Source organism: Nocardia wallacei (assembly GCF_014466955.1).
GTDB classification, from domain to species: Bacteria; Actinomycetota; Actinomycetes; order Mycobacteriales; family Mycobacteriaceae; genus Nocardia; species Nocardia wallacei.
Genome location: NZ_AP023396.1, coordinates 6,013,238 through 6,035,889, shown reverse-complemented (window position 1 = coordinate 6,035,889; position 22,652 = coordinate 6,013,238). Strand labels below are relative to the sequence as shown.

The window sequence follows — 22,652 nt, the reverse complement described above, 5'->3', positions numbered from 1 at the left end:
GTCGGTGATCACCGCCGCGGGCAGGGTGCATCAGGTGGGTGTCGCCAAGGCGAACGGCAACACCGCCGAGGCCCCGGCCAGCCGCAGCGTGCGTGCGGCCAGCGTGAAGGTCCAGCCGGTATCGGTGAGGGCGTCGACCAGCAGGATCGGGCCGTCGGCGGCGGACAGGTCGGGCGGCTCCCAGGAGTCGAACAGCGCGGCGACGCGGTGCGCGGAGTTGACGGCCGACACCGGCGGCCGGTCGGTCCGGGTGCGCAGGGCGCCCAGATCGCGCAGGCGGCCGATGCGGGCGAGCCGGGCGGCCAGATCGGCGGTCAGGCGGGGATGCGTCGGCGACTCCAGGGCCATGACCGCGGTCGGGCGCCGGTCCCAATCCCATTCGCGCAACACGGTGATGCACGCCTGCACGATGTGGTCGGGGACCGGTTCGTCCGGACCGTCGAGCAGGGCGCGCAGGCGTTTGCCCCACGCCAGGTCGCTGAGACGGCCGAGCACCCGCCCCGGCTGCGCGCCCTCGGAAATTTTGCCGGACAACGGGATTCCCAGTTTCGCCATTCCCGTCGGCCACTGTTTGCGCGGGGCCAGGTCGATGCCGGGGCGGTCGAGGCGGGCGCGGGTGGCGGTCAGCTCGTCGGTGCCGACGGTGGTGTCGGGACGGGACCCGGTGCAGTTGTCGCAGCGGCCGCAGCCCGCCGCACCCAGCGCGGGATCGTCGAGCTGGCGGCGCAGGAAATTCATCCGGCACTCGGTGGTCGACTGGTAGTCGATCATGGCCTGCTGCTCGGTCTCGCGGGCGGTCGACAGGCGCTCGTAGCGTTCGGTGTCGTAGACCCACTCGGCGCCGGTGGCGAGCCAGCCACCGCGCACCCGCCGCACCGCGCCGTCCACGTCCAGGACCTTCAGCACCATCTCCAGGCGCGAGCGGTTCAGCTCGACCAGCGGTTCCAGCGCGGCCGTCGACTGGGCGTGCTCGCGATCCAGCACCGCGAGCACGGCTCGCACCACATGGTCGCGCGGGAAGGCCACCGACGCGAAGTAACTCCAGATGCGGCGGTCCTCCGGGCCGGGCAGCAGTAGCACCTCGGCGCGTTCGGTGCCGCGGCCCGCGCGGCCCACCTGCTGGTAATAGGCGATGGGGGAGGACGGCGCGCCGAGGTGCACGACGAATCCGAGGTCGGGTTTGTCGAAGCCCATGCCGAGCGCCGACGTGGCGACCAGGGCCTTGACCTCGTTGTCCAGCAGGGCCTGCTCGAGCGACTCCCGCTCGGCCGTATCGGTCTGCCCCGTGTAGGCGGCGACCCGGTGGCCTCGCGTGGCGAGCAGATCGGCCAGGTCGTGCGCGGCGGACACGGTCAGCGTGTAGATGATTCCGGAACCGGGCAGCTCGTGCAGCTGCTTGCTCAGCCAGGCGGTGCGCTGCACGGCGTCGTCGATGCGGACCACCGACAGGTGCAGCGACTCGCGGTCCAGCGAACCGCGCAGCACCAGGGTATCGGTGCCGATCTGGCTGGATACATCGGTGACGACCCGGTCGTTGGCGGTGGCGGTGGTGGCCAGCACCGGGACCTCGCTGCCCAGGTCCGCGAGCAGGGTGCGGATGCGGCGGTAGTCCGGACGGAAGTCGTGCCCCCAGTCGGAGACGCAGTGTGCCTCGTCGATCACCACCAGGCCCGCGTCGGCGGCGAGCTTCGGCAGTACCGAATCACGGAAATCCGGGTTGTTCAACCGCTCCGGGCTGACCAGCAGCACGTCCACCTCGCCCGCCGCCACTTGCGCGCGGATATCGTCCCACTCGGTGACATTGCCGGAGTTGATGGTGGCCGCGACCACGCCGGCGCGCTGCGCGGCCGCGACCTGGTTGCGCATCAGCGCCAACAGCGGCGACACGATCACCGTCGGCCCTCGTCCGTCACGCCGCAGCAGCTTGGCGGCGATGAAATACACCGCCGACTTACCCCACCCGGTGCGCTGCACCACCAGCGCCCGCCGCCGCTGCACCACCAGCGCCTCGATCGCCGTCCACTGGTCCTCCCGCAGCCGCGCCCGCGGCCCAGCCAGCTCCCGCAGCAGTGCCTCGGCGGAATCCCGCAGCTCGGTAGTAGTCACGCGCTCCATCGTGCCTCACCACCCCGACACCGAGCGACGCCCTGCCGCTTCCCGCACCCCTCCCACGTTCCCGCACCCCCTCCCGGACCAGCCGGGTGCGTGAATACGCGGCCTGCAGCCACTGCCCCCGCGTCACGACGAACTGAGCGTGCTCGGTCTATCGGAATGGTGACAGCAGCGAATCAGGCGTTGCTCGAACCGGATTCGTTTTCGAAGCGGTCGGCGGTGGTTGCGGCGGCGAGGTCGAGGAGGCGGGAACGGACCAGGTCGGGGCGCTCCTCGGGGATGAAATGGCCGCAGCCGGGGACGTATTCGACGGTGTAGTCGTCGGCGTTCGCGGTCTCGGCGGCGGCCAGGTCGCGATGGATGGCGCCGTCGTCGGTGCCGAACAGGGCGCGGATCGGGACGGTGGCGCGGCGGCGTTCGGGGCGGCGGCTCGCCGGGACCTCGCGCAGGAGGAAGGTGCGGTAGGTGTCGGTGGCGGCGCGGGCGGTGACCGGATCGCGGAAGCGGTCGGTGTAGGTGCGGATCACCTCGGGAGTGAACTCGTCGGCTCGGGTGACGCCGAGCCGGAAGACGCGCTCGAGGAAGCCGGTGTGCCGTTGCAACGGCACACCCGGACCGGCCACCAGCGGCTGGTAGAGCAGGAAACGCCAGAAGTGTGGTGCCATCGTGCGGGCGGTCTGCCACGGGTGGGCGATGTTCAGGGGTAGATAACCGTCGAATCGGCCCGGATCGGCCAGCACCATCAGGAAACCGACATAACCGCCCCAGTCGTGCCCGACCAGCAGCGCGCGCGGTACCTCGAGTGCGTCGAGCAGCGCCAGCACATCGCGGGCGACATCCTCTTTGGCCCAGCGGTGCGGCGGCGGCCCCGACCAGCCGTACCCCGGCAGATCCGGTGCGATGATCCGCATCCCCGCCGGTGGATCGGCGAGCAGGTGACGATAGGTGTAGTGATGCTGCGGCCAGCCGTGCAGGACCACCACGGGCCGCCCGTCGGCCGGACCCGCCTCGGTCACATGGAACCGCACGCCTCGCGCGGTGACGTAGGAGCGGCGCACACCGGGCAGCGCGGGCGGTTCGGAGGTGACATCGGTCGAGCGCATACCCGATGCTAACCAGCGGCGACCGCCAGAAGGCCACGCCGCGAACATTTCCGACCAGGGGCGGACTTTTTCCGACCCAGGCATGACAATGAGTGCGGCACAGGCGGCGAGATCTCGCGGGCGTGCGGGACCTGCAGGAGGGACGGGCGATGCCGAACAAGTTCGAGTCACCTGCGGGCTGGGCGCCGCCCGGGGCACAGTTCCAGAACCGCGGCCTCGGCGGCCGCACCGTGGGCGGCGTGCTGTTCGGCCTCGTGGTGACGCCGATCGGCATCGCCCTGGCGGCCAAGGGCGGCGCGGACATTCGCTACTGGGTGATCGTCGGCGCGGTCACCGACCGCTGGACCGCGTCGCTCGAGATCATCGGCGGCTCCCTGCTGCTCCTGCTCGTCGTCGTAACGGCCGCGTTCGCGCCGCTGGGCACCACCGTGGCGGCACTGGTCTGGGGCATCCTCCCCGGCATCCTGCACCTACTCTTCCCCGACGAAACCTTCGCCCTGATAACCGATTTGCCCTTCCTCGACCCATCGATGCAGGTGGCCCTCCACGCCTGGGTAACCTACGGCTTCGCCCTCATCTCCGGCTTCTTCCTCCTCGGCGCGGGAATCGTCGGCACCCTACGAAAGAACTGAACCCTCAGCCCGATGTACAGATATCAACCGATGATCTGTACGATGAATGCTCTGTAATTCTCCCCGATGGAGACAGCAGGCATATCATGCAAATATGTTCGAATTGAACTCGCCAGCCGTTTCCTATATGGTCGGACTCTTCCAAACTGATGCCACGCATTCTGGTAGCACCTCAGGAAAGGGTCGATTGACCATCGAAGTTTCCGAGCGCGACGCCGATATACTGCCGCGGCTGCAACGTCATATTCCGGTGCATACGCATATCGGAACGCGGACTCGACGAACCAACTACTCGGATGTCTATATCACGAGCTTCATGCATATCTACTCTCGCGCAGCTCGTGCGGAGTTCGAAGAGTTCGGCGTGCTGGTGGGTAGAAAGCACGACCGGATCAGGCCGCCGGTTCAGGATTTCTCCAGTCCGGATTATCTTCGTGGAATTATCGACGGCGACGGCGCGGTCGGGTTCACCGCTCGCGGATATCCGTTCATCAGCCTGGTCACGGCAAGTTCCTTCATTGCGCAGTACTTTTGCGCAGAGATCGCAGCGGTTTGTGGAGTCACGCGCACAGCACGCCGCAATCGACGCGATGGCGTCTTCAACGTGATGGTTGCCAACGGTCCAGCGGTGGAATTGGCACGTTGGTGTTATCCACGGCGATGTTTGTCGATCCGCCGCAAAGCCGGGGCGGCACATGAGATAGGTCGGTGGGTGGCTCCCAACTTGCGGTACGGCTGTGCCCGGAGGGCATGGACGCGCGATGAGGATGCGGAGATCTTGTCGAACCGCACAATAAAGGAGCTTGCCCAGTTGCTCGGGCGAACCGAGAAGAGTGTCGGTATGAGGCGGTGGAGGTTGAGTCGTCAGCGGTCGAAGGGGCGCGGCACACCCGAATAAATTCCGGCCGCCCGTTACGGCGTGAACGGGGGGACCGGCAGGTCGGGGGCGAAGACTTCGGGGAGGTCGCGGTCGACGCTGTCGGGGAAGCGGGCGGGGCGCTTCTCCAGGAACGACGACACGCCCTCGCGCGCGTCGGCGCTCGCGCCGCGCGAGCGCAGGGCCCGGGATTCGACGCGGTGGGCGATCATGGGGTGGTCGGCGCCGAGGTTGCGCCACAACATCTTTCGTGCCAGCGCGACGGACACGGGTGCGGAATGCGTGGTGAGGCGACCGGCCAGCGCGTATGCCTCGTCGAGCAGCGTGCCGGCTGGGTGCAGTGCGTAGAACAGCCCGGCCTCGTACGCCTCCCGCACCTCGACCAACCGGCCCGAGTACACCCAGTCCAGCGCGGTCTGCATCGGCACCAGGCGCGGCAGGAACCAGCTCGAGCACGATTCGGGCACGATGCCGCGGCGATTGAAGACGAACCCGATGCGCGCGCCCTCGGCGGCCAGCCGGAAGTCGGCAGCCAGCGTCAAGGTGATCCCGACACCCACGGCGGGCCCGTTCACCGCGGCGATGATCGGTTTGCGGGAATCGAACATCCGCAGCGCCACCTCGCCGCCACTGTCGCGGAACGGCTCCGTGCCGTCGTCCTCGGGCGCCTCGAAGGTCTGCGCGCCCGCCGACAGATCGGCTCCCGCGCAGAACGCGCGCCCGGCGCCGGTGAGAACCACCGCCCGCACCCGATCGTCGCGGTCGCACGCGTCGAACGCGCCGATGAGCTCGTCGCGCATCGTGAGGGTGAAGGCGTTGAGTTGCGCCGGGCGGTCGAGGGTGACGGTGGCGACGGCATCGGAGATGTCCAGGCGAATATCGGCCATGGCGCAGAGCATGCCATCCCCGTCGGCTCGGAGCTGCTTCGGCCGCCCATACAAGTGATCGGCCATTCCTAACCAGAGTGCGGAGATACCGCCCGGTACTTAGGTTCTTTGTGAGCGAAGGTTCTCCCACCATGGTAGAAATCCAGGCAGCACGAAGGGTGGAGCCTGATGGAACCTACGGCCAAGCAGCGCGCGGCGCTCGGCATGATCTGCGATACGTTCACTCCCGGTGACGGACTGACGCTGCCGTCGGCGTCCGAACTCGGCGCGGTGGACACGGTTTTCGGTCTGCTGGCGCGCAATCCGCGCGAGGCGGAGCAGCAGCAGCTGGCCCGGCTGCTCGACCTGTGGGACTCGCGGCTGCTCGGCTTGCTGACCGGTAGCGGACCGCGGCGTTACTCCACGCTGTCGCAGGCCGAGCGGGAGCGGGCGCTGCTGCGGCTCGGCGATTCGCGCCTGGCCCCCGTCCGGGCGGTGTTCCAGGCGCTCAAGCAGGCCTCGCTGCTGGCATACAACGCGACTCCGGGCCCGACGGGCGCCAACCCGCTGTGGAAGGAGATCGGCTACGCCGCACCCTTCGGCCCGTTGCGGACCGCGCCGCAGCCCGCGCTGACACCGCTGCGCATCACCGAGCCCGACACCTTGGATTGTGACGTCGTGGTGATCGGTTCGGGCGCGGGCGGCGGGACGGCCGCGGCGGTGCTGGCCGAGGCCGGTCTCGACGTGGTGGTCCTGGAACGCGGAAGTTATTACGACGACCGGGATTTCGGCAAGGGCGAACTCGACGCCCTGCGAACGCTGTACGCGCCGGGCCCGTCCGCCACCGCCGAAGGGCAGCTGACCCTGGTCGCCGGTACCTGCCTGGGCGGCGGCACCGTCGTGAACTGGAGTACGTCGCTGCCGACCCCGGACAATGTCCGCGCCGAATGGGCCGAACTGGGCGCCCGGCAGTTCGCCGAGCCGGAGTACACCCGGGCACTGGAAACCGTGCAGCGCCGCCTGGGCGTCAACGACCGCCGGTCCCCGCTGTCGGCGCGCGACGCCGTACTCGAGCGCGGCGCACAGGCGCTGGGCTGGGCGGTGGATACCCTGCCGCGCAACGTATCCGATGCCTGCGATGCCGGCGCCGAATGCGGCCGGTGCGGCTACGGCTGTCGGCTGGGCGCCAAGCAATCGGTGACCAAGACCTGGCTGGCCGAGGCGGCCGCGCGGGGCGCCCGCCTGGTCGTGGACGCCGATGTGCGGCGGATCTCGGTGAAAAGCGGCCGCGCGGAGGAGGTTTCGGCACGTACCTCCGGCGGGGTCGAATTTCGGGTGCGGGCGCGGGCGGTGGTGGTGGCCGCGGGCGCGATCCAGACCCCGGCGCTGCTGCGGCGTTCCGGATTGCGCAACAACAACATCGGGCGGTATCTGCGACTGCACCCGGCGGCGGTGGTGTTCGGCGTGTTCGACGAGGAGATCCGCCCGTGGGAGGGCGGGATGCAGGCGCGGATCTGCCGCGAGCACGCCGATCTCGACGGCCGGGGCTACGGCGTCATCTACGAGACGGGCCCGATCAACCCGGCGCTGGCAACCGGTTTCATGAGCTGGCGCGGTGCCGCCGAATTCCGTTCCACCATGCTGGATTTCGCGTACTCCAACTCCGTCGGTGTGATCACCCGCGACCGCGACCACGGCACCGTGTCGGTCGATCGCAGCGGCGAGCCGGTGGTGAAGTACCGGCTCTCGGACTACGACGCCGCCCACCTGCACACCGGCCTCGAGGGCTCGGCACGGATCCTCGCGGCCGCCGGTGCGCGCCGGATCTTCTCGGGTCATCAGGCCGGTGTGGCCTACGAGCCGGGGAAGCGGGGATCGCACGAGGAGTTCGTCGCGGCCTGCCGGGCGGCCGGATACGGCCCGGGGCAGTGCTCGATGGGTGCGCTGCACATCATGGGCTCCGCGCGCATGGGCGGTTCGCCCGACACCTCGGCCACCAACCCGGACGGCGCCACCTGGGACGTGCCGAACATTGTCGTCGCGGACGGCTCCAGCTTCCCGACCGCCTCCGGGGTCAACCCGATGGTCACGATCGAGGCGATTGCCTACATGAACGCGAAACGTCTTGCCGCGCAGCTGATCTGATCGCTCCGTCGTCGGCTCCGGACGGTGTCAGAGGGCCTTGATGCCGTTCAGCACCGCCCGGAGCAGGTCGACGTCGGCGCCGGTCTCCGCGACGGGGGCCGGTGACCGGTAGACCAGCCGCCCGTCATCGATCAGATCCCCGACCAGCACCTTGGTGAGAGTCAGCGGGAGGCCCAGCCGCGCCGACACCTCGGCCACCGATTGCTGCACCCGGCACAGCCGCACGATGGCGGTGTACTCGGGTTCGCTGCGCCGCACTGGAAGCCCGGCGCCCGCGTCGAGCAGTAGTGTGCCGGTGTTCAGCTCCGATCGTGCCGCGCGGCCTCGGCCGCGGGTGACGGCATAGAGACGGACGAGGGGGCCGGCATCCTCCTCGTACCAGGACTCGCGCGGGTAACTCATTGCTGTCTCGGGATATTCGGTTGCTGCCGCAGGTCGACGGCCAGGTGGGCGCGGACCCGCTGGACGGTTTGATTCATTTCGTAGGCGACCATACCCATATCGGCGGTCTCGGACGCCAGCAGCGCCAGGCAGGCGTTCTCACCGGCGGCGGTGACGAACAGCACCGCGCGGTCGAGTTCCACCACGGTCTGGCAGACGCCACCGGCGTCGAAGTGGCCGCCGGCGGTGCGTGCCAGGCTGTGCAGCGCCGACGCCATCGCGCAGAACTTCTCCGCGTCCGCGCGCTCGAGTTGCGCCGAGTGGCCGAGCAGCAGGCCGTCGGTGGACAGCAGTACCACCGATCGGGCTCCGACCAGGCCGCTGATCAGCTCGTCGAGCAGCCACCCGAGGTCAGTGCGCTGGGAAGTGGTCATCGTTGCCGTCTCCTCGGAATTGTTCTGTTTCGGTCGGCTCGTCGGGGCGCACGTGGCGACCCCGGCGAGTGCCGCCCTCGATGGCGGACATCAGGTTTCGGGCCTCGTCGGCGGTGCGCTGGCGCGGCGGCTCGGCGACGGGCGCGGCCTGCTCGTCGTGCACGGCGGTGGCCTGCCGGCGGCGGCGGGGCAGCGGTGGCCGGGCCGGGGTGGCGGGTGTGGGTGGCGGCCGGTACTGCGGCCCGGTCACGGCCTCGCGGTCGTCCTGCGGGTCCGCGACCGCGACGGTGGGTCGTCCCGGCTCGAACCACGCCGACGCGGCCGGAGCGCTACCGTTGGGCGCGGCCGAGGTCTCCGATGCGCTGCCGTTCGACCCGGACCCGGCACCCGAGCGCGCATCGACCGCCGTGTACTCGCCGGTGTCCGGCGCAGACTCGCCGTCGCGGGGCTCGCCCGATTCGATCAGGGCGGTCGGGATCAGCACGACCGCCCGGATGCCGCCGTAGACCGACTCGCCCAGTCTGATCGAAACACCGTGGCGCGTAGCCAGTTTGGCGACCACGAACAGTCCCAGCCGGGTGTCGGAGGACAGCGCGGCCACGCTGAAGTCCGGCGGCTCGGCCAGCACCCGGTTGCGTTCGGCGATCTCCTCGGTGGACATGCCGAGGCCCTGATCGATGATCTCGACGGCCACGCCGCGGCCGACCGTCGTCGCGGTCACCTCGACGCGCGCCTGCGGCGGGGAGAACGCGGTGGCGTTGTCCATCAGCTCGGCCATCAGGTGGATGAGGTCGGCGACGGCCTTGCCGGCGACGCGCACCTCCGGGACGCGTCCGGTCTGAATCCTGGTGTAGTCCAAGCTTTCCGCGACCGCGCTGCGGATCATCTCCAGCAGCGGCACCGGTTTGCGCCAGCGGCGGCCGGGCTGCTCGCCGCCGAGGATGATCAGATTCTCGGCGTTGCGCCGGGCGCGCGTCGCCAAATGGTCCAGCTGGAACAGCAATTCGAGCTGGTCGGGGTTCTCTTCGCGCCGCTCGGCCTGGTCGAGCAGGGCCAGCTGCCGGTGCACCGCGACCTGGCTGCGATGCGCGATATTGAGAAACACGGTGTTGACTCCGGCGCGGGTGGTCGCCTCGGCGACCGCCGCCGACACCGCGGCGAGGTGGGCCCGGTTGAACGCCTCGGCCACTTGGCCCAGTTCGTCGGTGCCGTAGTCCAGGCGCGGCACCTCCGCGCGAGTGTCGACCGCCTCGCCCGCCTCCAGGCGGCCCATGATGTCGGGCAGCCGCTGGTCGGCCAATTCCAAAGTATCGCGGCGCAATCGGCGCATCCGCCCGATGAACCGGTTGGCCAGGATCAGCGCGGCCACGAAGGCCAGCGTCGCGATCACCAGCACCGCCGCGCCGCCCGCCAGGGAGCGGGCCGCGGTGTCGTCACCCTGCTCGCGGGCGATGACGTGCGCGTCGCGGCTCTGGTCCTCCCACAACCGCAGCAGCGCCGAGTTCACCTCGACGGAGACCCGCTGCCAATCGGTGACGCCGAGCGGCAGATCCGTGGTGCGCGTCGCCCGCGCGTCGCGGGACCGGCCGCTGCTCTCCGGGCGCGTGTCGTCCGCTGTCACCGGACCGCGCAGTACGACGGCGTCCTGCATGGCCGTCAGCTGCTGCCAGGCGGGGCTGTCGGTGATCGCCTTCAGCTGTGCCAGCCGGGTGCCCTTCAACACAGCACCGGAATACGTGACGGCACCGCGGAATTCGCCGACGTAGCGGGTGAACTCGGTCAGCTGCGCCGCTGTCAGTTCGCCCACGGTGAGCGCCGTCGCGCCGAGCGTATCGGCCTTGGACAGCGCCTCGGCGGCGCGCAGCGGCTCGACGCCGTAGCCGAGTTCGATGGCGATGGCCGCGTCGGGCGCGACCCGCGCGGCGATCATCGACGCCCCGACGATGGTCTCGATGATGCTGGTGAAGACCGCGAACACCTCGTCCTGCGGCGCCAGCCGGGCGTCCACGCCGCCGCGCAGCTGCGGCACCATCGCGAACAGCTTGTTGAAGCCTTCGATATCGGCGGCCGAGCCGTCGGGGTTCAGCTTGCGGGCCGCGTCGCCCTTGGCGATGACCGCGGCCAGCGCCTCGTCGGAACGCTTGCGCGCGTCGACGAGTTGCGTCTGGGCCTGCGGGTCACCGGCCAGGTGCAGCACCGAGAGTCGGCGTTCCTCCTCGAACGCCTGCACCATCAGGATCGCCGGTGTCGTCGTGCTGCTGGCCAGGTCGGCCCACTGCGTGGCCTCCCGGCCCGACTTCACCAGGTAGGCGGCCGCGCCCACGCCGATCACCAGCAGCGTCGTGCTCGAGATGAGCACGATCGCCAGCAGGCGAACCCGGACGCTGACCCGGCCGCGTACGCCGCGGCGGCCCCAACCGGTGATTCCCAGACGATTTTTGGGCAGTTCCGGCCCACTATCCACAGTTGATCCGTCCGTCTCCGAGTTCGCACGCGCCCGGCCGCATCGGCATCCGAGTCACCGACGTGCCACCTCCTCTGCACCGCTGTACCAGAACGGCGCCTAACTTCTTCCGCCCAGAGGGTAGCGAAAACACCGCGAACCGACCATGTATCCCCGACATTGTCCGACGCGTAATATGTTCTGCCCGAAGGTGCTCGGCCGCGGCCGCGCCGTATCCCGCACCGCCGCCGCGATTCCCGGCTAAACTGACCCGCGCCGGGCACCGCGACCGCGGGTTCCGCCGACAGCACCGTCGTGCCCGGGACCAGCGAAGAATCATGCAGCGATGGACGTCACCCGGGCAGCTCCGCCGCAGCCGGACGAGGCCGGCAAGTGGAGCGCGCCCACCGAGACCTCCGCACTCCCGGACGCCGCGCGCGAGACGACCCCCGATCGGGCCCACCGGGACACGCTCGAAGACGGTGTGCTGCTGGGCAATCGGTACCGGCTGACCGAGCGGCTCGGGCAAGGCGGGATGGGCACCGTGTGGCGCGCCCACGACACCGTGATCGACCGCGATGTCGCCGTCAAGGAGCCGCGGCTGCCGGAGCCGCTGCCCGAGGAGAGCCGGCGCACGGCGTTCGCGCGGCTGGAACGCGAGGCCCGCGCCGCCGCGCAGATCGACGATCCGGCGGTGGTCACCATCTTCGACGTGGTCTCCGAGGACGGGCGGCCCTGGATCGTCATGGAGCTGATCGAGGGCCGCACGCTCGCCGACGTGCTGACCGGCGGCACACTCTCGCCCGCGGCGGCCGCGCGGATCGGGCTCGCGATCGTGCGCGCCTTGGCGGCCGCCCACGTCCGCAAGGTGCTGCACCGCGACGTGAAGCCGTCGAACGTCATGCTCGGACCCGGTGGCCGTGTCGTGCTGACGGATTTCGGTATCGCCCACATCGAGGGCGAGACACCGGTGACACGCACCGGCGCGCTCATCGGCTCGGCCGACTACACCGCGCCGGAGCGGGTGCTGGGCCGGGTGCCGGGGCCGGAGTCGGATCTGTTCGCGCTCGGCGCGCTGCTCTACACCGCGGTCGAGGGCTTCTCGCCGTTCTGGCGGCAGACGCGGCACGCCACCCTGCAGGCGGTGCTCCGCGCCGAGCCGCAGGCGCCGCTGCACGCCGGTGAGCTGACCGACCTCATCATGGCGCTGCTCGACAAGGATCCCGGCAAGCGGCCGAGCGCCGAGGCGGCCGCCGCCGTCCTCGCCCGCGTCGCGGCGCCGGGAGCGGCGCGCAAGAGTCTGTCGCGCAAGGAGTCTCGCGTTCCGGCAGGGTTGCGTGCGGGTCGCCGGAGCCGCCTCCGGACGGCGCTCGCCGCGCTGATCACCGTCGTCGTCACCGGTGCCGGTGTCGCCGGGGCCGTGTGGGCCGGTGATCTCGGCGGGCGCTCCGGGCCGGGGCCCGCCGCCGTGCCCGCGGGCTGGAAGACCGAGCGCCGGGGCGGCATCTCCGTCGCGGTCCCCGACGCCTACGAGCCCTACGATCTCTACGACCACGGCGGCGGGGTGGCGTTCCAGCTGGCGAAGGGGCAGATCCATCAGGAACTGCTGGTGCTGCGCTGGGATGTGCCGGTCGGGACACCGCGGGAGCGCGCGGACTACTGGTACCGGCTGTACCGGGAGAGCACCAGGATCACCGAACAGCAGGTGACGCTCGCGGAGGTGGAGGCGAACGGGCGGCCGAGCATGTCGATCACCATGACGTTCCGCGGCGACGCCGGGCAGTTGTGGCGCAAACGGGAACTGTTCTACGACGCGGACGGCCGACCGTGGCGCGTCATCGTCGACTGGGCCATCGACAGCGAGCTGAACACCGGCGGCGACGACCTCTTCGAAGGCGCTGTGCGGACCTTGCGGACCTATTAGCCTGGGCCGCGCCGGGACGCGGAGTGCCGAAATCCCGCCCGGCGCCCGGCGAGCCCCCGCTCGCCGCCGCCGGGAAAGTGCTTTTATGCGTGGATCGGGTGCGAGGCGTACCCGGTGGCCATGCGGTACAGCACAATTCGAGGAGATCCGATATGCGCAGATCCCGCTTCACCCACCGTCTCACCGTGACCGTCGCGGCCGGGCTGCTGGCCGCCGGGCTCGCGGCCGGTCCCGCCGCCGCCGATCCGGCGCCGGACTGGACCGCCGCGGTACAGCGTCTGCACGCGGTGGCGGCCGGGAATCCCGCCGCCGAGCAGGCCGTGGACCGCCTCGCCGCCGCCCTGCCCGCGAGCTTCGACGTGGCGCTGCCGGCACAGCCGTTCCAGATCCCCGCGCAGTCCGACATCGGCCGCGGCGGCGGGCCCGGCGTCTACGGTTCGGGAATCGCGCTCGGGCTGGACGGGTTCCGGTTCGGGTTCTTCGGCGGACCCGGCACCATCGCGCCGAACCAGAGCGGTGCGCGGCTGGACGTGGTGTGGCTCAACCTGTCCAACGGTCGCAGCGGGACCAACACCCTCATCGAGCACCAGGACATCCCGGTCGACACGACCATCCGCACCCCCGTCCTCGACCCCGGGCCCGGCACCATCGCGGCCGCGGTCTACGGCACCCTGTGGCACCGCTGGCCGGTTCCGGTGAGCGACGCCAACCCCGACGGCTTCCAGTATCAGCTCGGTACCATTTCCGTCCCGTCGTTCGGCGCGGTCTACAACTGACGCCCGCCGTGGCGCCCGAGCACGCGGCTCGGGCGCCACGGGTGTGCGTGCCGGTTCCAGCACTGAACGGCATGGCGGAGAAGGTTTCTCGTGACGGCGAAGGCCATCACATCGATATCGCGCACATCGATATCGCGTCCCGCCAGCGCCTCGGGCAGCACCCGTTCCAGATGCGGGGTCGAGCCCAGCCGCCGCAGGGCATCGATCACCTGCGGCAGGCTCAGCGCGGCCGGATCAGTTCGTCGGCGACCCAGCGGGCGACCTGCGGGGGATAGGGGGACGACAGGCTGAGGACGAGGTGGGGGAAACCGGCGGCGATGGCGGCGCGGATCGCCTTGCGGGTGTCGTCGGGCCGGTCGTAGGAGGCCGGGAGGACGATCGAGCGGGTGATCGCGGCGGGGTCGCGGCCGATGTCCGCGCAGTAGCGGTCGAGCCGGGCACTGCGCTCGATGCAGTCGTCCAGGTCGCCGCCCGGGATGTTCCAGAGGTCGGCGTGCCGGGCGGCCAGGCGCAGGACTCCGGTGGAACGTCCGCCGATCATGATCGGTGGGTGCGGGCGCTGGACGGGGCGCGGGTTGCCGTTCGCACCGGTGAGGTGCACGTGTTCCCCATGGAAGTCGAACGGTTCGGTCTCGGTCCACAACCGCCGAATCACGGTGAGGGCCTCCGCGAGATCTTCGACGGCGTGGCGGGCGTCGTGATACGGGAGCCCGTGCGCCTCGTACTCGCGGCGCGCCATCGGGATGTCGGGCCGCGAGCCCGCGCCGATACCGAAGTCGAGCCGCCCGCCGGAGACGATGTCCACCGTGGTGGCGATCTTGGCCAGCACGGCGGGCGGCCGGAACCGGTTGCTGGTCACCAGTAGTCCGAGCCGCAGCCGCCGGGTCTGCGCGGCGAGGGCCGACAGCAGCGTCCAGCCTTCGTGGATCGGCCCGGTCGGATCACCGGCGATGGGCAGCAGGTGATCGAACAGCCACGCGTGCTCGATCTCCGCAACGGTGTCCGCCTCCCGCCACACTCGCAGAATGTCGTGGTAGTCGACCTGCATCGGCGCGGTCATGATGCCGAAACTGGGAGCGGGATTGTGCGCCATGGTGGTTCGTCCTTCCGGGCCGCGTCGAGCAATGGGCGGCGGCCTCGTGCCGGGTGTGGCATGCTGGAGCAAGCGGAACCTTGTTCCGATAACAAACATACGGAATGGTGTTCCGTTTGCCAAGGGCGATGAGAGAGGTGGCCGCGCGATGGCCGACGACAACGGCGGCGCGAGACCGGCCGCACGCAAGCGTGCCGACGCGCGGCGCAACGAGCAGACGCTGCTGGACGCGGCCGCCGCGGCGTTCGTCGCCTCCGGCGTCGACGTGCCGGTGCGTGACATCGCCGCCAAGGCCGGTGTCGGTGTCGGCACGATCTACCGGCACTTCCCGACGCGGGCCGATCTCATCGTGGCGGTCTATCGGCATCAGGTGGAGTCCTGCGCCGCGGCCGGTCCGACGCTCGCGGCGACCAGCAGCACTCCCCGTGCGGCACTTGCCCGTTGGCTCAATCTGTTCGTCGATTTCCTGGTCACCAAGCATGGTCTCGCCGAGGCGCTGCAGGCCGACGACGCCGCCTTCGGCACGCTGCACACCTACTTCCTCGACCGCCTCGTCCCCGTGTGCGCCGACCTGCTCGACGCCGCCGCGGCGGCGGGCGACATCCGTCCGGACATGGAGGCATACGAGCTGCTGCGCGCCGTCGGCAACCTGTGCATCGGCGCCGGCGCCGACCCGCGCTACGACGCCCGCCGCATGGTCGAACTCCTCGTCGCGGGCCTTCGCCGCATCTGAACCGAAGCGAGAACAAACGGAACGGCGTTCAATCCGTTAGGGACTTTGGTCCCTAATCTGCCCGAAAGTCGCTCGTGCTACTGGCGTTGTGCCAGTCCGGCCGGTCAGTATGATCTTGCGCGACGGTCTCCATCGGGGGGAGACGCTCACCCGGGCCGCTATCGGGTCGTGCCGATTCTCTTTGTCCTGCAAGGGGGATACCTCATGAGCAAGCGACTGATCGCCCTGTTCGCCCTACCATCCGGCGCTGTGCTGGTGTTCGCGCTGGGGCTCGGATTCCTGACACCCGCCGCGTCCTCGTTCGGTGTGCCGACGTTCGTGGTCGGCGTGGTCTCCTGCGCGTTGCTCGGTGCCGGGCTCGGCACGGTGCCCTACGTCGTCGCCTCCCGGCGAACCGCCCGCGAGCGGCGCGACAGGGAGGACCGCACGCCCGGCGACTTCGCCCACGAGGACAGCGTGCGGCGCAACTGAATCCGGGAACGGGCCCGTGAACCCCACCCGCCGAACCGCTCTGATCAGTGTTGTTGCCGGGTTGCCGAGGTGTGTGGAGTATCGGAGGTAGCCGGCCGACGACGTTCGGGCAGTGTCGGGCGCGGCTTTCGGCATCGGCGGCGAAATCTGTGGTGGGCCTGTGTGGTCCCGCGCTCGCCGGGTCGTGCTGCCCGAGAACCGGCCGGTGGTATCGGCACCGGAAAGGATCGAATGTGATGACAGGAACCCTGGTCGACGTTCCGACCTCCCTGCAGGTCGCCCAGCCGGACCCCGCCGCCGTTCCACAGCCGACGGCCGGTCGGCCGGGCCCGCGAAACATGTGGCAGCAGGCGAAGACGGTACTGGTGACGTGGGTGGCGGGCCCGCAGCAGCTGGTGACGAAGCCGCGGCTGGTGGTTCCGATCGGTCACAACCAGCTCGCGTTCCGCACCTCGTCCTACGCGCCCGAGGCCGAGCAGCTGGCGCGCGACGGCCGCGTCGTCGTGCAGCCCGGCGACTGGCGCGGCAGTCCCGTGCTCGGGTCACATCAATTGCAGGGGCGCGCCCAGGTGGTCACCGGCGGCACCCTGGTCCCGTTCGTCCAGTCCGAACTCGACGCCAAATACCGCTGGCAAATACCCTTGGCCCGCATGGCCCATCGCCTGGCCCGCGGCACAGCTCCCTACGGCGACGTCATCATCCTCGTCACCGTCCACGACCCCGTGCTGATGCTCCCCCCGTCCCGCTGACCCTCGCCTCCCTGTCCCGCCGACCCGCCGCCCGGCTCCGTCCTGTTGGCTTGCCGCCCGGCTGCGTTCCGTTGGCTTGCTGCCCGGCTGCGTTTCGCTGGCTTGCTGCCTGGCTGCGTTTCGCTGGCTTGCTGCCTGGTTCGGTCCTGTTGGCTTGCTGCCCGGCTGCGTTCCGCTGGCCTGCTGTCGGGCTCGGTCCCGCTGGCCTGCCGCCTGGCTCGAACCTCGTCGGGCCGGGCGGGGGATCGTGGTTTCCGATGAGCGAAATCGCCTGGGCGTCTATTCGTTCGGGCGTAGCAGGCCGTGGGCTATGAGGGTGACCAGAGCCTCGGCGCGGTGGGTCGGGTCGGGGAGGGATTCGGTGGCCAGGGCTATTCCGTTGGCGAGCTGCAGCACATCGTCGACCGTGGTGGTTCGGGCGATGGCGCCTTCGGCCCGAGCGCGGGTGACCAATTGTGCGGCCGCCGATCGGATCATGGTGTGCGGCGCGAACTCCGGGTCCGGATCGTAACCCGTGAGGGCCGGGCCGAGGCCCCGGACGGTGGCGGCGTGCGCCACCACGGCGCGCAGCCAGGTCAGCAGTGCGGCGCCCGGATCGGGTTCGGCGGCAAGGTCTTCCGCGCGTCGGCACAGTGCGCACACGCGCTCGTGGAGCACTGCCGCCAGCAGTTCGGCGCGCCGGGGGAAGTGGCGGTGCAGGGTGGCCGACCCGACTCCCGCCCGGCGGGCGATCTCCTCCAGGGAAGCGTCGGGCCCTGACTCGGCGACAACGGCTCCGGCCGCGGACACCAGCCGGTCCCGGTTGCGTCGAGCGTCGGCCCGCCGTCCGGGGGAGTTGGTTCTTTCCGTCATTCGTTCCGGCACCTCTTGCTAAATGGGGTGGGTCCTCCGTATGGTACCGAGACGAAAGTGGGGTGGGCACCCCATTTCATTCGGCGAGGAGAACGAAGAATGCGGATCGGTGTGGCAGTCGGTGACGTGCGCGGACCCACGACCTTGGCGGCGTTCGTCGACCAGGTGCGCGAGGCGGCCGACGCTGGGTTCGGCACGGCCTGGTCGAGCCAGGCGCTGGGCTGGGACGCTGTGACCGCCGTCGCGGTGGCCGGCGCCGCCGTGCCCGGAATCGATGTGGGTACGGCCGTGGTGCCGGTGCCGCAACGCCATCCGCTGGTGCTGGCCGGACAGGCGCTGACGGCGCAGGCCGCGGTGGCGGGCCGGTTGACGCTGGGCGTGGGTGCGGGTGTCGGTGCGATGGTGTCGGGAATGTTCGGGCTGCCCGTCGACCGGCCGGTGCGGCGCATGCGCGAGTACCTGACCGTGCTCGGCCCGCTGCTGCGCGGGGACGGGGTCGACCACCACGGGGAGACGCTGACCGCCGTGGGCGCGGTGGAAGTACCCGGCCCGATTCCGACGCCGTCGCTGCTGGTCGCGGCGCTCGGGCCGCGCATGGTGCGCTTGGCGGGCGAACTCGCCGACGGGGTCGTGACCTGGATGACCGGGCCGAAAACACTTGGCGAGCACATTGTTCCGGCGCTCACCGCGGCGGCCGCCGCGGCCGGACGGCAGGTTCCCCGAATCGTGGCCGGACTCCCCGTGTGTGTCACCGACGATTCCGACGGGGTGCGCGCCCGGATCGCCGGCCAATTCGCCCTCGCCGGTCAGGTGCCCGAGTACCGCGCGACCCTCGATCGGGAGGGCGCGGCAGGGCCCGCGGACGTAGCGGTGGTGGGCACCGAAACCGTAGTGGCACAGGCGCTCACGCGCTTTCGCGATGTCGGGGTCACCGAGTTCATGGCCGCGCCCTACGGTACTGCCGCGGAACAGCGGCGCACCGTTGCCCTGCTCGCCGACCTGCCGGCAGGCCGCCGGGACTTCTCCGGGCAACTCGCGACACCCTGACATGTTGTGGTGCACGCTGTTTCGGCGATGGAATAGGGGCCCACGCGGATCGTCACCCATGTCACCGCTGCGGCTCCCCCGTTTCGGTGAGAGAGTCTCGGGCGAGGAGATGGCCGAGCGCCGCCGAACCGTCGAGCAGGGCGCGGGAGCGCGATTCGATGCTCGCCTCCCTGGCCGCCAGGGCGGCGTGAATATCGGCGGCGTGAATATCTTTGTCTCGGAAGGTGTCCCGCAATCGTGGCAACAGGTCCCGGAGCGCGGGGATGCGGTATCCGGCGAGGCGCAGCTGGTGCACGATCCGTACATCCCGCACATCGTCGGGCGCGTATCTCCGAGCGCGGGTCGGATACCGGCCGGGCGTCACCAGTCCGGCCGATTCCCAGTGCCGCAGCGTCGACGGGCGCACGCCGAGCGCGTCGGCCAGCTCCGAGATGGTCATCGCGTCCGAGGGCCGCGGGTCCGCGAGTGGTTCCGCGGCGATGGCGCGGACGGCCGCGGTAGCCAGTGCGAGGTCGTGGCGCTCGCGGTCCAGACGGGCATGCGCCGCGTCCAGCAGTGCGAGCATGCCGGTGAGCGGGCGTCGATGTGCCGCGCGCAGGATCTCCTTGGCCTCGACCGGACCGGCGGCCGCGGCCAGTGCTCGATAGGCGCGAGCCGAGTGCACGTGGGATTCGTCGTAGACCCGGTAACCGCTGCCGGTGCGCGTCGCCGCGGGCAGTACGCCGCGGCGCTCCAGATTGCGGATCTGCTGCACGGAGTAGCCGGTGCGCCGAGCCACCTCGACCGTCCGCAGCGAGTTGCGACTTCTCACGCCTTCACCTCGGCACTTCGACCTAGAGTCTCCACAAGCACTTCAATGTAACGCTGGAATGCGTGAGTATCGACGAGATCATCGAGTTCATCGAATCGCTCGGCGGCGTGCTGGTGCTGCGACCGGGCCCCGGCGACGGCACCCCCGAGATCGCGTGGGGTGACGCGTTCTTCTACTACGCACCCGATGGCCAGGTGCCGACCGCGACCCAGCCCTTCGCGACCATCGTGACCAAGGACTACCCCGACGATCGTGCTTCCCGTTTGGATCGGCCCGGCGCCTTCCGCGTGAACATCAGCGCCGGCAAGGACGCCTTCACCGCGTGGACCGGCTACCCGCCGCGCGAAAGCGCCGGCCGCGCTGGGGATTCCAGCATCACCGACACCGTGCTGGCCCATCCCGTCTACGGTGGCGCGGGCTGGCTGGCCGTGGTCGACCCCGGTCCGCGCACTCGCGAGCCTCTCCGGGAACTGCTGCGCGCGGCCCACGACCGTGCCCGCACGCGTTACCAGCGGCGTGCCCGGTAGCGGACTCGCCACAGGTGCGACCCGGGTCACTGTGCGCGCGCCTTGACCTCAACCATTGTTGAGGGGTGAGGCTGAAGGCGTTCGACACCTCGAGGATCCGGGAGGACCGCATGACCACCACGATCACCGACACGGCACTGCACGAGTGGCTGCGCGCGGCGGCACATCCCGTGCTCGGCACCGAGGCGACGGACGCGGGTGCCGACCTGGACGCCCTGGCCGACAGTCTGGCGACCGCGACCGTCGTGGGCATCGGGGAGTCGACCCGGTTCTCCCGGCAGACCTACGGCGTGCGCGAGCGCCTGTTCCGCCGATTGGTGACCGAGCACGGGTTCCGCGCCCTCGCGATCCAGGATTCCGTGCCGTCCGGGGAGCGCATCGACGCGTATGTCGCGACCGGGGCCGGGGACGTCCGGTCGGTGCTCGCACAGGCGTGGCGGCCCTGGCGCACCGCCGAGATGGTGGCGACGCTGGAATGGATCCGGGAGTTCAACCGGAACCATCCCGACGATCGGGTGCGCGTGTTCGGCGTCGAACCGGTCGCGGCACAGCCCTCCGATTACGATGTCGCGCTCGAGCGCGTCCGGCGGATCGCACCCGAGCGAGCCGCCGAGCTCGAGGCACACCTGTCGGTCATCCGCAGCGCGCACCGCATCGACGAGCATGTGCAGCGGCACCAGGGCATCCATCCCGGCCGCCCGTTCGCCGAGCACGCGCGCGACGCGCTGGCGCTGGTGGAGTCGCTGTCGCCGAGCGACGCGGCCGCCGCCGAGCACGCCGAGGCGGTCGAGCGGATGCGCCGCATCGTCGCCTTCCATGAGAACAGCGTCGCCGGACTGGGCGGTTTCGGCCGCGACGAACGACCGTCGGCGCAGACCGTCATCGACCGGCACGACGCCACCGGCGCGCGCATCGTCTACTGGGACGGCCTCGCGCACACGGCCGGGCTGGCGATCGAGGTCGGTGGCGAGAATGCCGAATCCTTCATCGGCACGGGCGCGCACCTGCGGCGGCACTTCGTCGCCCGGTACGCGGCGGTGGCCGTCGGTTTCCACCACGGCGACCTCGGCGTGGCCACCGCGCCGGCGCCCGCGCCGGACCTGATCGATGCGACCCTGGCGGTCGTGGATCTGCCTGCCTTCTATATCGATCTGCGCGGCGAGGTCCCGGCCGCGGCCGAACAGTGGCGGCAGGGTTCGGCGCAGGCCCGGGTGATCAGCGGAGTCTACGATCCCGCCGAGGACGCCGACGCGCGCCTGCGATTGTCCTCGCTGCACGGCGCCTTCGACGTGCTGATCCACATTCGCGAGACCGCGCCGGTGCGGTGGCTGCCGGAGTTCCATTCCGCGCGGAACTCAGGGTAATCCTTTGCCGTGGTTCACAACTCGTGACTCGGCCGCACGGCGGCGGCGAGGCAGCGCAGGGCGTCGATGAGGGCGGCCTGCTGGTCGGCGGTGAGTCGATCGGTGAGAGTCGTTTCGTAGTCCAGCAATTCGCGCACGACCCGCTCGATCACCTCGTGTCCCTCGGCGGTCAGCGTCACCAGCACACCGCGCCGCGACGAGGTGGTCGGCGCGCGGGTGATCAGCCCCGCGGCCTCGGCGCGTGTCAAGCGCTGGGAGATGGCACCGGCGGTGACCAGGCTGCGGGCGGTGATCTGCCGGGTGGTGAGTTGATACGGCGGGCCCGCCCGGCGCAGGGTGCTGAGCAGGTCGAGGGTCGACTCATCGATGCCCAGCCGGAGCAGGGTGCGCTGCCGCTCGTCGGCGAGCAGTTTCGCCACGCCCCACAGCGGGGTGATGATCTCGATGGATCGCGTTCGCGCGCCGGGTAGTTCACGGTCCCAGGCCGCGGCGATCTGTGCCGCCGTCGGCACTGTGTCGAGCGTCATTCGTCCTGTCCCGATTCTCCCGAGCGGTGTATGTTTAGCGCTAAATATACCGATGGAAGGGAACCGATGGCAAGAACGATCGTGGTGACCGGCGGCAGCCGCGGACTCGGGCGGGCGGTCGCGCAGCGCTTCGCCGAACTGGGCGAGCAGGTGGTGATCACCGGGCGCTCCGACCGGGTCGAGCGGACCGCGGCCGAACTGGGGGTGGTCGGAATTCGCTGCGACGCAACGGATCCGGCGAGCGTCGAGAATTTCGCCGCGCAGGTGGGGCCGAGTGTGGATGTACTGGTGAACATGGCCGGAGGCAATGCCGATTTCTCGGGTCCCGAACCGGACTCGCTGGCGGCTACCGCGCAGCGCTGGCACGACAATCTGGCCGCGAACGTGCTCAGCGCGGTGCTGACCACGACGGCGCTGCGGGATCGGCTGCGTGCGGGCGGGTCGGTGATCAATATCGGGTCGATCGGCGCCGAGTACGCCGGGAGTTCCTACGGCGCGGCCAAGGCCGCCCTGGCCGCCTGGTCCGCGGGGCTGTCGGCGCAGCTGGGTCCGGCCGGGGTGACCGTGAACGCGGTGGCTCCCGGATACATCGAGGACACCGACTTCTTCCAGGGCCGCCTCACCGACGAACGGCTGGCACAGCTGGTCGCGGCCACGCACGACAAGCGGCCGGGGCGGCCCGCGGAGGTGGCCGGGCTGGTCGAGTTCCTGGCCTCGCCGCAGGCCCGCCACCTCACCGGGCAGACCATCCATCTCAACGGCGGCGCGTACACCACCCGCTGAGC

The 22,652-nt window shown here is 70.4% G+C and carries 23 protein-coding genes; 12 read left to right on the top strand and 11 right to left on the bottom strand.

What is annotated here, in order from left to right; all coding sequences use genetic code 11:
- Positions 1-30 precede the first annotated feature (30 nt).
- Both NWFMUON74_RS26755 and NWFMUON74_RS26750 read right to left on the bottom strand, forming a co-directional pair.
- On the bottom strand, positions 31-2,106 hold the full coding sequence (locus NWFMUON74_RS26755; protein WP_280334446.1) for a RecQ family ATP-dependent DNA helicase: 2,076 nt from the start codon (positions 2,104-2,106) through the stop codon (positions 31-33).
- 182 nt (positions 2,107-2,288) lie between these two features.
- A complete protein-coding gene (locus NWFMUON74_RS26750; RefSeq protein WP_187684533.1) occupies positions 2,289-3,215 on the bottom strand; it encodes an alpha/beta fold hydrolase in 927 nt (308 codons plus the stop codon).
- 149 nt (positions 3,216-3,364) lie between these two features.
- Here NWFMUON74_RS26750 and NWFMUON74_RS26745 point away from each other — a divergent pair, with 149 nt between their 5' ends.
- Together NWFMUON74_RS26745 and NWFMUON74_RS26740 are read left to right on the top strand one after the other, a co-directional pair.
- Positions 3,365-3,847 (top strand): hypothetical protein, encoded by a 483-nt coding sequence (locus NWFMUON74_RS26745; RefSeq protein WP_187684532.1) that lies wholly within the window; start codon positions 3,365-3,367, stop codon positions 3,845-3,847.
- Positions 3,848-3,941: 94 nt separating this feature from the next.
- Positions 3,942-4,745, top strand: coding sequence for a hypothetical protein (locus NWFMUON74_RS26740; protein WP_187684531.1), 804 nt, complete (start codon positions 3,942-3,944; stop codon positions 4,743-4,745).
- Positions 4,746-4,759: 14 nt separating this feature from the next.
- On the opposite strand, the gene NWFMUON74_RS26735 is transcribed toward NWFMUON74_RS26740, so the two are convergent.
- Positions 4,760-5,611 carry a crotonase/enoyl-CoA hydratase family protein gene (locus NWFMUON74_RS26735; protein WP_187684530.1) on the bottom strand — a complete coding sequence of 284 codons (852 nt, stop codon included), beginning with the start codon at positions 5,609-5,611 and terminating at the stop codon, positions 4,760-4,762.
- A 168-nt stretch (positions 5,612-5,779) separates the two neighbouring features.
- On the opposite strand from NWFMUON74_RS26735, the gene NWFMUON74_RS26730 reads away from it, so the two are divergent.
- Entirely contained in the window at positions 5,780-7,735 is a 1,956-nt protein-coding gene (locus tag NWFMUON74_RS26730) for a GMC family oxidoreductase N-terminal domain-containing protein (RefSeq protein WP_187684529.1), read from the top strand.
- Between the two features lie 27 nt (positions 7,736-7,762).
- Here NWFMUON74_RS26730 and NWFMUON74_RS26725 read toward each other — a convergent pair whose 3' ends face one another.
- Genes NWFMUON74_RS26725 through NWFMUON74_RS26715 form a run of 3 tightly spaced genes read right to left on the bottom strand, consistent with a single transcriptional unit; the run spans position 7,763 to position 11,014 of the window.
- The gene (locus NWFMUON74_RS26725) at positions 7,763-8,137 is read right to left on the bottom strand and encodes a DUF742 domain-containing protein (RefSeq protein ID WP_187684528.1); all 375 of its coding nucleotides are present in this window, start codon (positions 8,135-8,137) and stop codon (positions 7,763-7,765) included.
- Positions 8,134-8,550 (bottom strand): roadblock/LC7 domain-containing protein, encoded by a 417-nt coding sequence (locus tag NWFMUON74_RS26720; protein ID WP_187684527.1) that lies wholly within the window; start codon positions 8,548-8,550, stop codon positions 8,134-8,136. Before NWFMUON74_RS26720 ends, NWFMUON74_RS26725 begins: the two co-directional genes overlap by 4 nt.
- Positions 8,528-11,014, bottom strand: coding sequence for a sensor histidine kinase (locus NWFMUON74_RS26715; RefSeq protein ID WP_232110611.1), 2,487 nt, complete (start codon positions 11,012-11,014; stop codon positions 8,528-8,530). The genes NWFMUON74_RS26720 and NWFMUON74_RS26715 overlap by 23 nt, the downstream gene beginning before the upstream one ends.
- A gap of 325 nt (positions 11,015-11,339) precedes the next feature.
- Between NWFMUON74_RS26715 and NWFMUON74_RS26710 the strand changes: the two genes are divergently transcribed.
- Positions 11,340-12,917, top strand: coding sequence for a serine/threonine-protein kinase (locus NWFMUON74_RS26710; protein ID WP_187684526.1), 1,578 nt, complete (start codon positions 11,340-11,342; stop codon positions 12,915-12,917).
- Positions 12,918-13,069: 152 nt separating this feature from the next.
- The gene (locus NWFMUON74_RS26705; protein WP_187684525.1) at positions 13,070-13,693 is read left to right on the top strand and encodes a hypothetical protein; all 624 of its coding nucleotides are present in this window, start codon (positions 13,070-13,072) and stop codon (positions 13,691-13,693) included.
- Here the strand turns inward: NWFMUON74_RS26705 and NWFMUON74_RS26700 are convergent.
- Both NWFMUON74_RS26700 and NWFMUON74_RS26695 read right to left on the bottom strand, forming a co-directional pair.
- Positions 13,684-13,902, bottom strand: coding sequence for a hypothetical protein (locus NWFMUON74_RS26700; RefSeq protein WP_187684524.1), 219 nt, complete (start codon positions 13,900-13,902; stop codon positions 13,684-13,686). The genes NWFMUON74_RS26705 and NWFMUON74_RS26700 overlap by 10 nt on opposite strands.
- An 11-nt stretch (positions 13,903-13,913) precedes the next feature.
- A complete protein-coding gene (locus tag NWFMUON74_RS26695; protein ID WP_187684523.1) occupies positions 13,914-14,786 on the bottom strand; it encodes an LLM class flavin-dependent oxidoreductase in 873 nt (290 codons plus the stop codon).
- Between the two features lie 148 nt (positions 14,787-14,934).
- Between NWFMUON74_RS26695 and NWFMUON74_RS26690 the strand changes: the two genes are divergently transcribed.
- The 3 genes from NWFMUON74_RS26690 (at position 14,935) to NWFMUON74_RS26680 (ending at position 16,739) form a co-directional block, all read left to right on the top strand.
- Positions 14,935-15,519 carry a TetR/AcrR family transcriptional regulator gene (locus tag NWFMUON74_RS26690; protein WP_187684522.1) on the top strand — a complete coding sequence of 195 codons (585 nt, stop codon included), beginning with the start codon at positions 14,935-14,937 and terminating at the stop codon, positions 15,517-15,519.
- 204 nt (positions 15,520-15,723) lie between these two features.
- Positions 15,724-15,990, top strand: coding sequence for a hypothetical protein (locus NWFMUON74_RS26685; protein ID WP_187684521.1), 267 nt, complete (start codon positions 15,724-15,726; stop codon positions 15,988-15,990).
- 236 nt (positions 15,991-16,226) lie between these two features.
- Complete coding sequence (locus tag NWFMUON74_RS26680) at positions 16,227-16,739, top strand: hypothetical protein (protein ID WP_187684520.1); 513 nt, start codon at positions 16,227-16,229, stop codon at positions 16,737-16,739.
- A 279-nt stretch (positions 16,740-17,018) separates the two neighbouring features.
- Here the strand turns inward: NWFMUON74_RS26680 and NWFMUON74_RS26675 are convergent, their stop codons facing one another.
- Positions 17,019-17,591 (bottom strand): TetR/AcrR family transcriptional regulator, encoded by a 573-nt coding sequence (locus NWFMUON74_RS26675; RefSeq protein WP_187684519.1) that lies wholly within the window; start codon positions 17,589-17,591, stop codon positions 17,019-17,021.
- A 99-nt stretch (positions 17,592-17,690) separates the two neighbouring features.
- On the opposite strand from NWFMUON74_RS26675, the gene NWFMUON74_RS26670 reads away from it, so the two are divergent.
- A complete protein-coding gene (locus NWFMUON74_RS26670) occupies positions 17,691-18,638 on the top strand; it encodes a TIGR03564 family F420-dependent LLM class oxidoreductase (protein ID WP_187684518.1) in 948 nt (315 codons plus the stop codon).
- A gap of 61 nt (positions 18,639-18,699) precedes the next feature.
- On the opposite strand, the gene NWFMUON74_RS26665 is transcribed toward NWFMUON74_RS26670, so the two are convergent.
- A complete protein-coding gene (locus NWFMUON74_RS26665; protein WP_197986918.1) occupies positions 18,700-19,449 on the bottom strand; it encodes a MerR family transcriptional regulator in 750 nt (249 codons plus the stop codon).
- Between the two features lie 62 nt (positions 19,450-19,511).
- On the opposite strand from NWFMUON74_RS26665, the gene NWFMUON74_RS26660 reads away from it, so the two are divergent.
- Positions 19,512-19,976 carry a DUF6194 family protein gene (locus tag NWFMUON74_RS26660; protein WP_187684517.1) on the top strand — a complete coding sequence of 155 codons (465 nt, stop codon included), beginning with the start codon at positions 19,512-19,514 and terminating at the stop codon, positions 19,974-19,976.
- Positions 19,977-20,086: 110 nt separating this feature from the next.
- Positions 20,087-21,340 carry an erythromycin esterase family protein gene (locus tag NWFMUON74_RS26655; protein ID WP_187684516.1) on the top strand — a complete coding sequence of 418 codons (1,254 nt, stop codon included), beginning with the start codon at positions 20,087-20,089 and terminating at the stop codon, positions 21,338-21,340.
- Between the two features lie 14 nt (positions 21,341-21,354).
- On the opposite strand, the gene NWFMUON74_RS26650 is transcribed toward NWFMUON74_RS26655, so the two are convergent.
- Positions 21,355-21,867, bottom strand: a complete 513-nt coding sequence (locus NWFMUON74_RS26650) for a MarR family winged helix-turn-helix transcriptional regulator (RefSeq protein ID WP_187684515.1) — start codon at positions 21,865-21,867, stop codon at positions 21,355-21,357.
- Positions 21,868-21,933: 66 nt separating this feature from the next.
- On the opposite strand from NWFMUON74_RS26650, the gene NWFMUON74_RS26645 reads away from it, so the two are divergent.
- On the top strand, positions 21,934-22,650 hold the full coding sequence (locus NWFMUON74_RS26645) for an SDR family NAD(P)-dependent oxidoreductase (protein WP_187684514.1): 717 nt from the start codon (positions 21,934-21,936) through the stop codon (positions 22,648-22,650).
- Positions 22,651-22,652 lie beyond the last annotated feature (2 nt).

Bases quoted from the DNA above. Each gene is read 5' to 3' on its own strand.
- NWFMUON74_RS26750 (WP_187684533.1), bottom strand. From the start codon at position 3,215: ATGCGCTCGACCGATGTCACCTCCGAACCGCCCGCGCTGCCCGGTGTG.
- NWFMUON74_RS26745 (WP_187684532.1), top strand. From the start codon at position 3,365: ATGCCGAACAAGTTCGAGTCACCTGCGGGCTGGGCGCCGCCCGGGGCA.
- NWFMUON74_RS26740 (WP_187684531.1), top strand. From the start codon at position 3,942: ATGTTCGAATTGAACTCGCCAGCCGTTTCCTATATGGTCGGACTCTTC.
- NWFMUON74_RS26735 (WP_187684530.1), bottom strand. From the start codon at position 5,611: ATGGCCGATATTCGCCTGGACATCTCCGATGCCGTCGCCACCGTCACC.
- NWFMUON74_RS26730 (WP_187684529.1), top strand. From the start codon at position 5,780: ATGGAACCTACGGCCAAGCAGCGCGCGGCGCTCGGCATGATCTGCGAT.
- NWFMUON74_RS26725 (WP_187684528.1), bottom strand. From the start codon at position 8,137: ATGAGTTACCCGCGCGAGTCCTGGTACGAGGAGGATGCCGGCCCCCTC.
- NWFMUON74_RS26720 (WP_187684527.1), bottom strand. From the start codon at position 8,550: ATGACCACTTCCCAGCGCACTGACCTCGGGTGGCTGCTCGACGAGCTG.
- NWFMUON74_RS26710 (WP_187684526.1), top strand. From the start codon at position 11,340: ATGGACGTCACCCGGGCAGCTCCGCCGCAGCCGGACGAGGCCGGCAAG.
- NWFMUON74_RS26705 (WP_187684525.1), top strand. From the start codon at position 13,070: ATGCGCAGATCCCGCTTCACCCACCGTCTCACCGTGACCGTCGCGGCC.
- NWFMUON74_RS26695 (WP_187684523.1), bottom strand. From the start codon at position 14,786: ATGGCGCACAATCCCGCTCCCAGTTTCGGCATCATGACCGCGCCGATG.
- NWFMUON74_RS26690 (WP_187684522.1), top strand. From the start codon at position 14,935: ATGGCCGACGACAACGGCGGCGCGAGACCGGCCGCACGCAAGCGTGCC.
- NWFMUON74_RS26685 (WP_187684521.1), top strand. From the start codon at position 15,724: ATGAGCAAGCGACTGATCGCCCTGTTCGCCCTACCATCCGGCGCTGTG.
- NWFMUON74_RS26680 (WP_187684520.1), top strand. From the start codon at position 16,227: ATGACAGGAACCCTGGTCGACGTTCCGACCTCCCTGCAGGTCGCCCAG.
- NWFMUON74_RS26675 (WP_187684519.1), bottom strand. From the start codon at position 17,591: ATGACGGAAAGAACCAACTCCCCCGGACGGCGGGCCGACGCTCGACGC.
- NWFMUON74_RS26670 (WP_187684518.1), top strand. From the start codon at position 17,691: ATGCGGATCGGTGTGGCAGTCGGTGACGTGCGCGGACCCACGACCTTG.
- NWFMUON74_RS26655 (WP_187684516.1), top strand. From the start codon at position 20,087: ATGACCACCACGATCACCGACACGGCACTGCACGAGTGGCTGCGCGCG.
- NWFMUON74_RS26650 (WP_187684515.1), bottom strand. From the start codon at position 21,867: ATGACGCTCGACACAGTGCCGACGGCGGCACAGATCGCCGCGGCCTGG.
- NWFMUON74_RS26645 (WP_187684514.1), top strand. From the start codon at position 21,934: ATGGCAAGAACGATCGTGGTGACCGGCGGCAGCCGCGGACTCGGGCGG.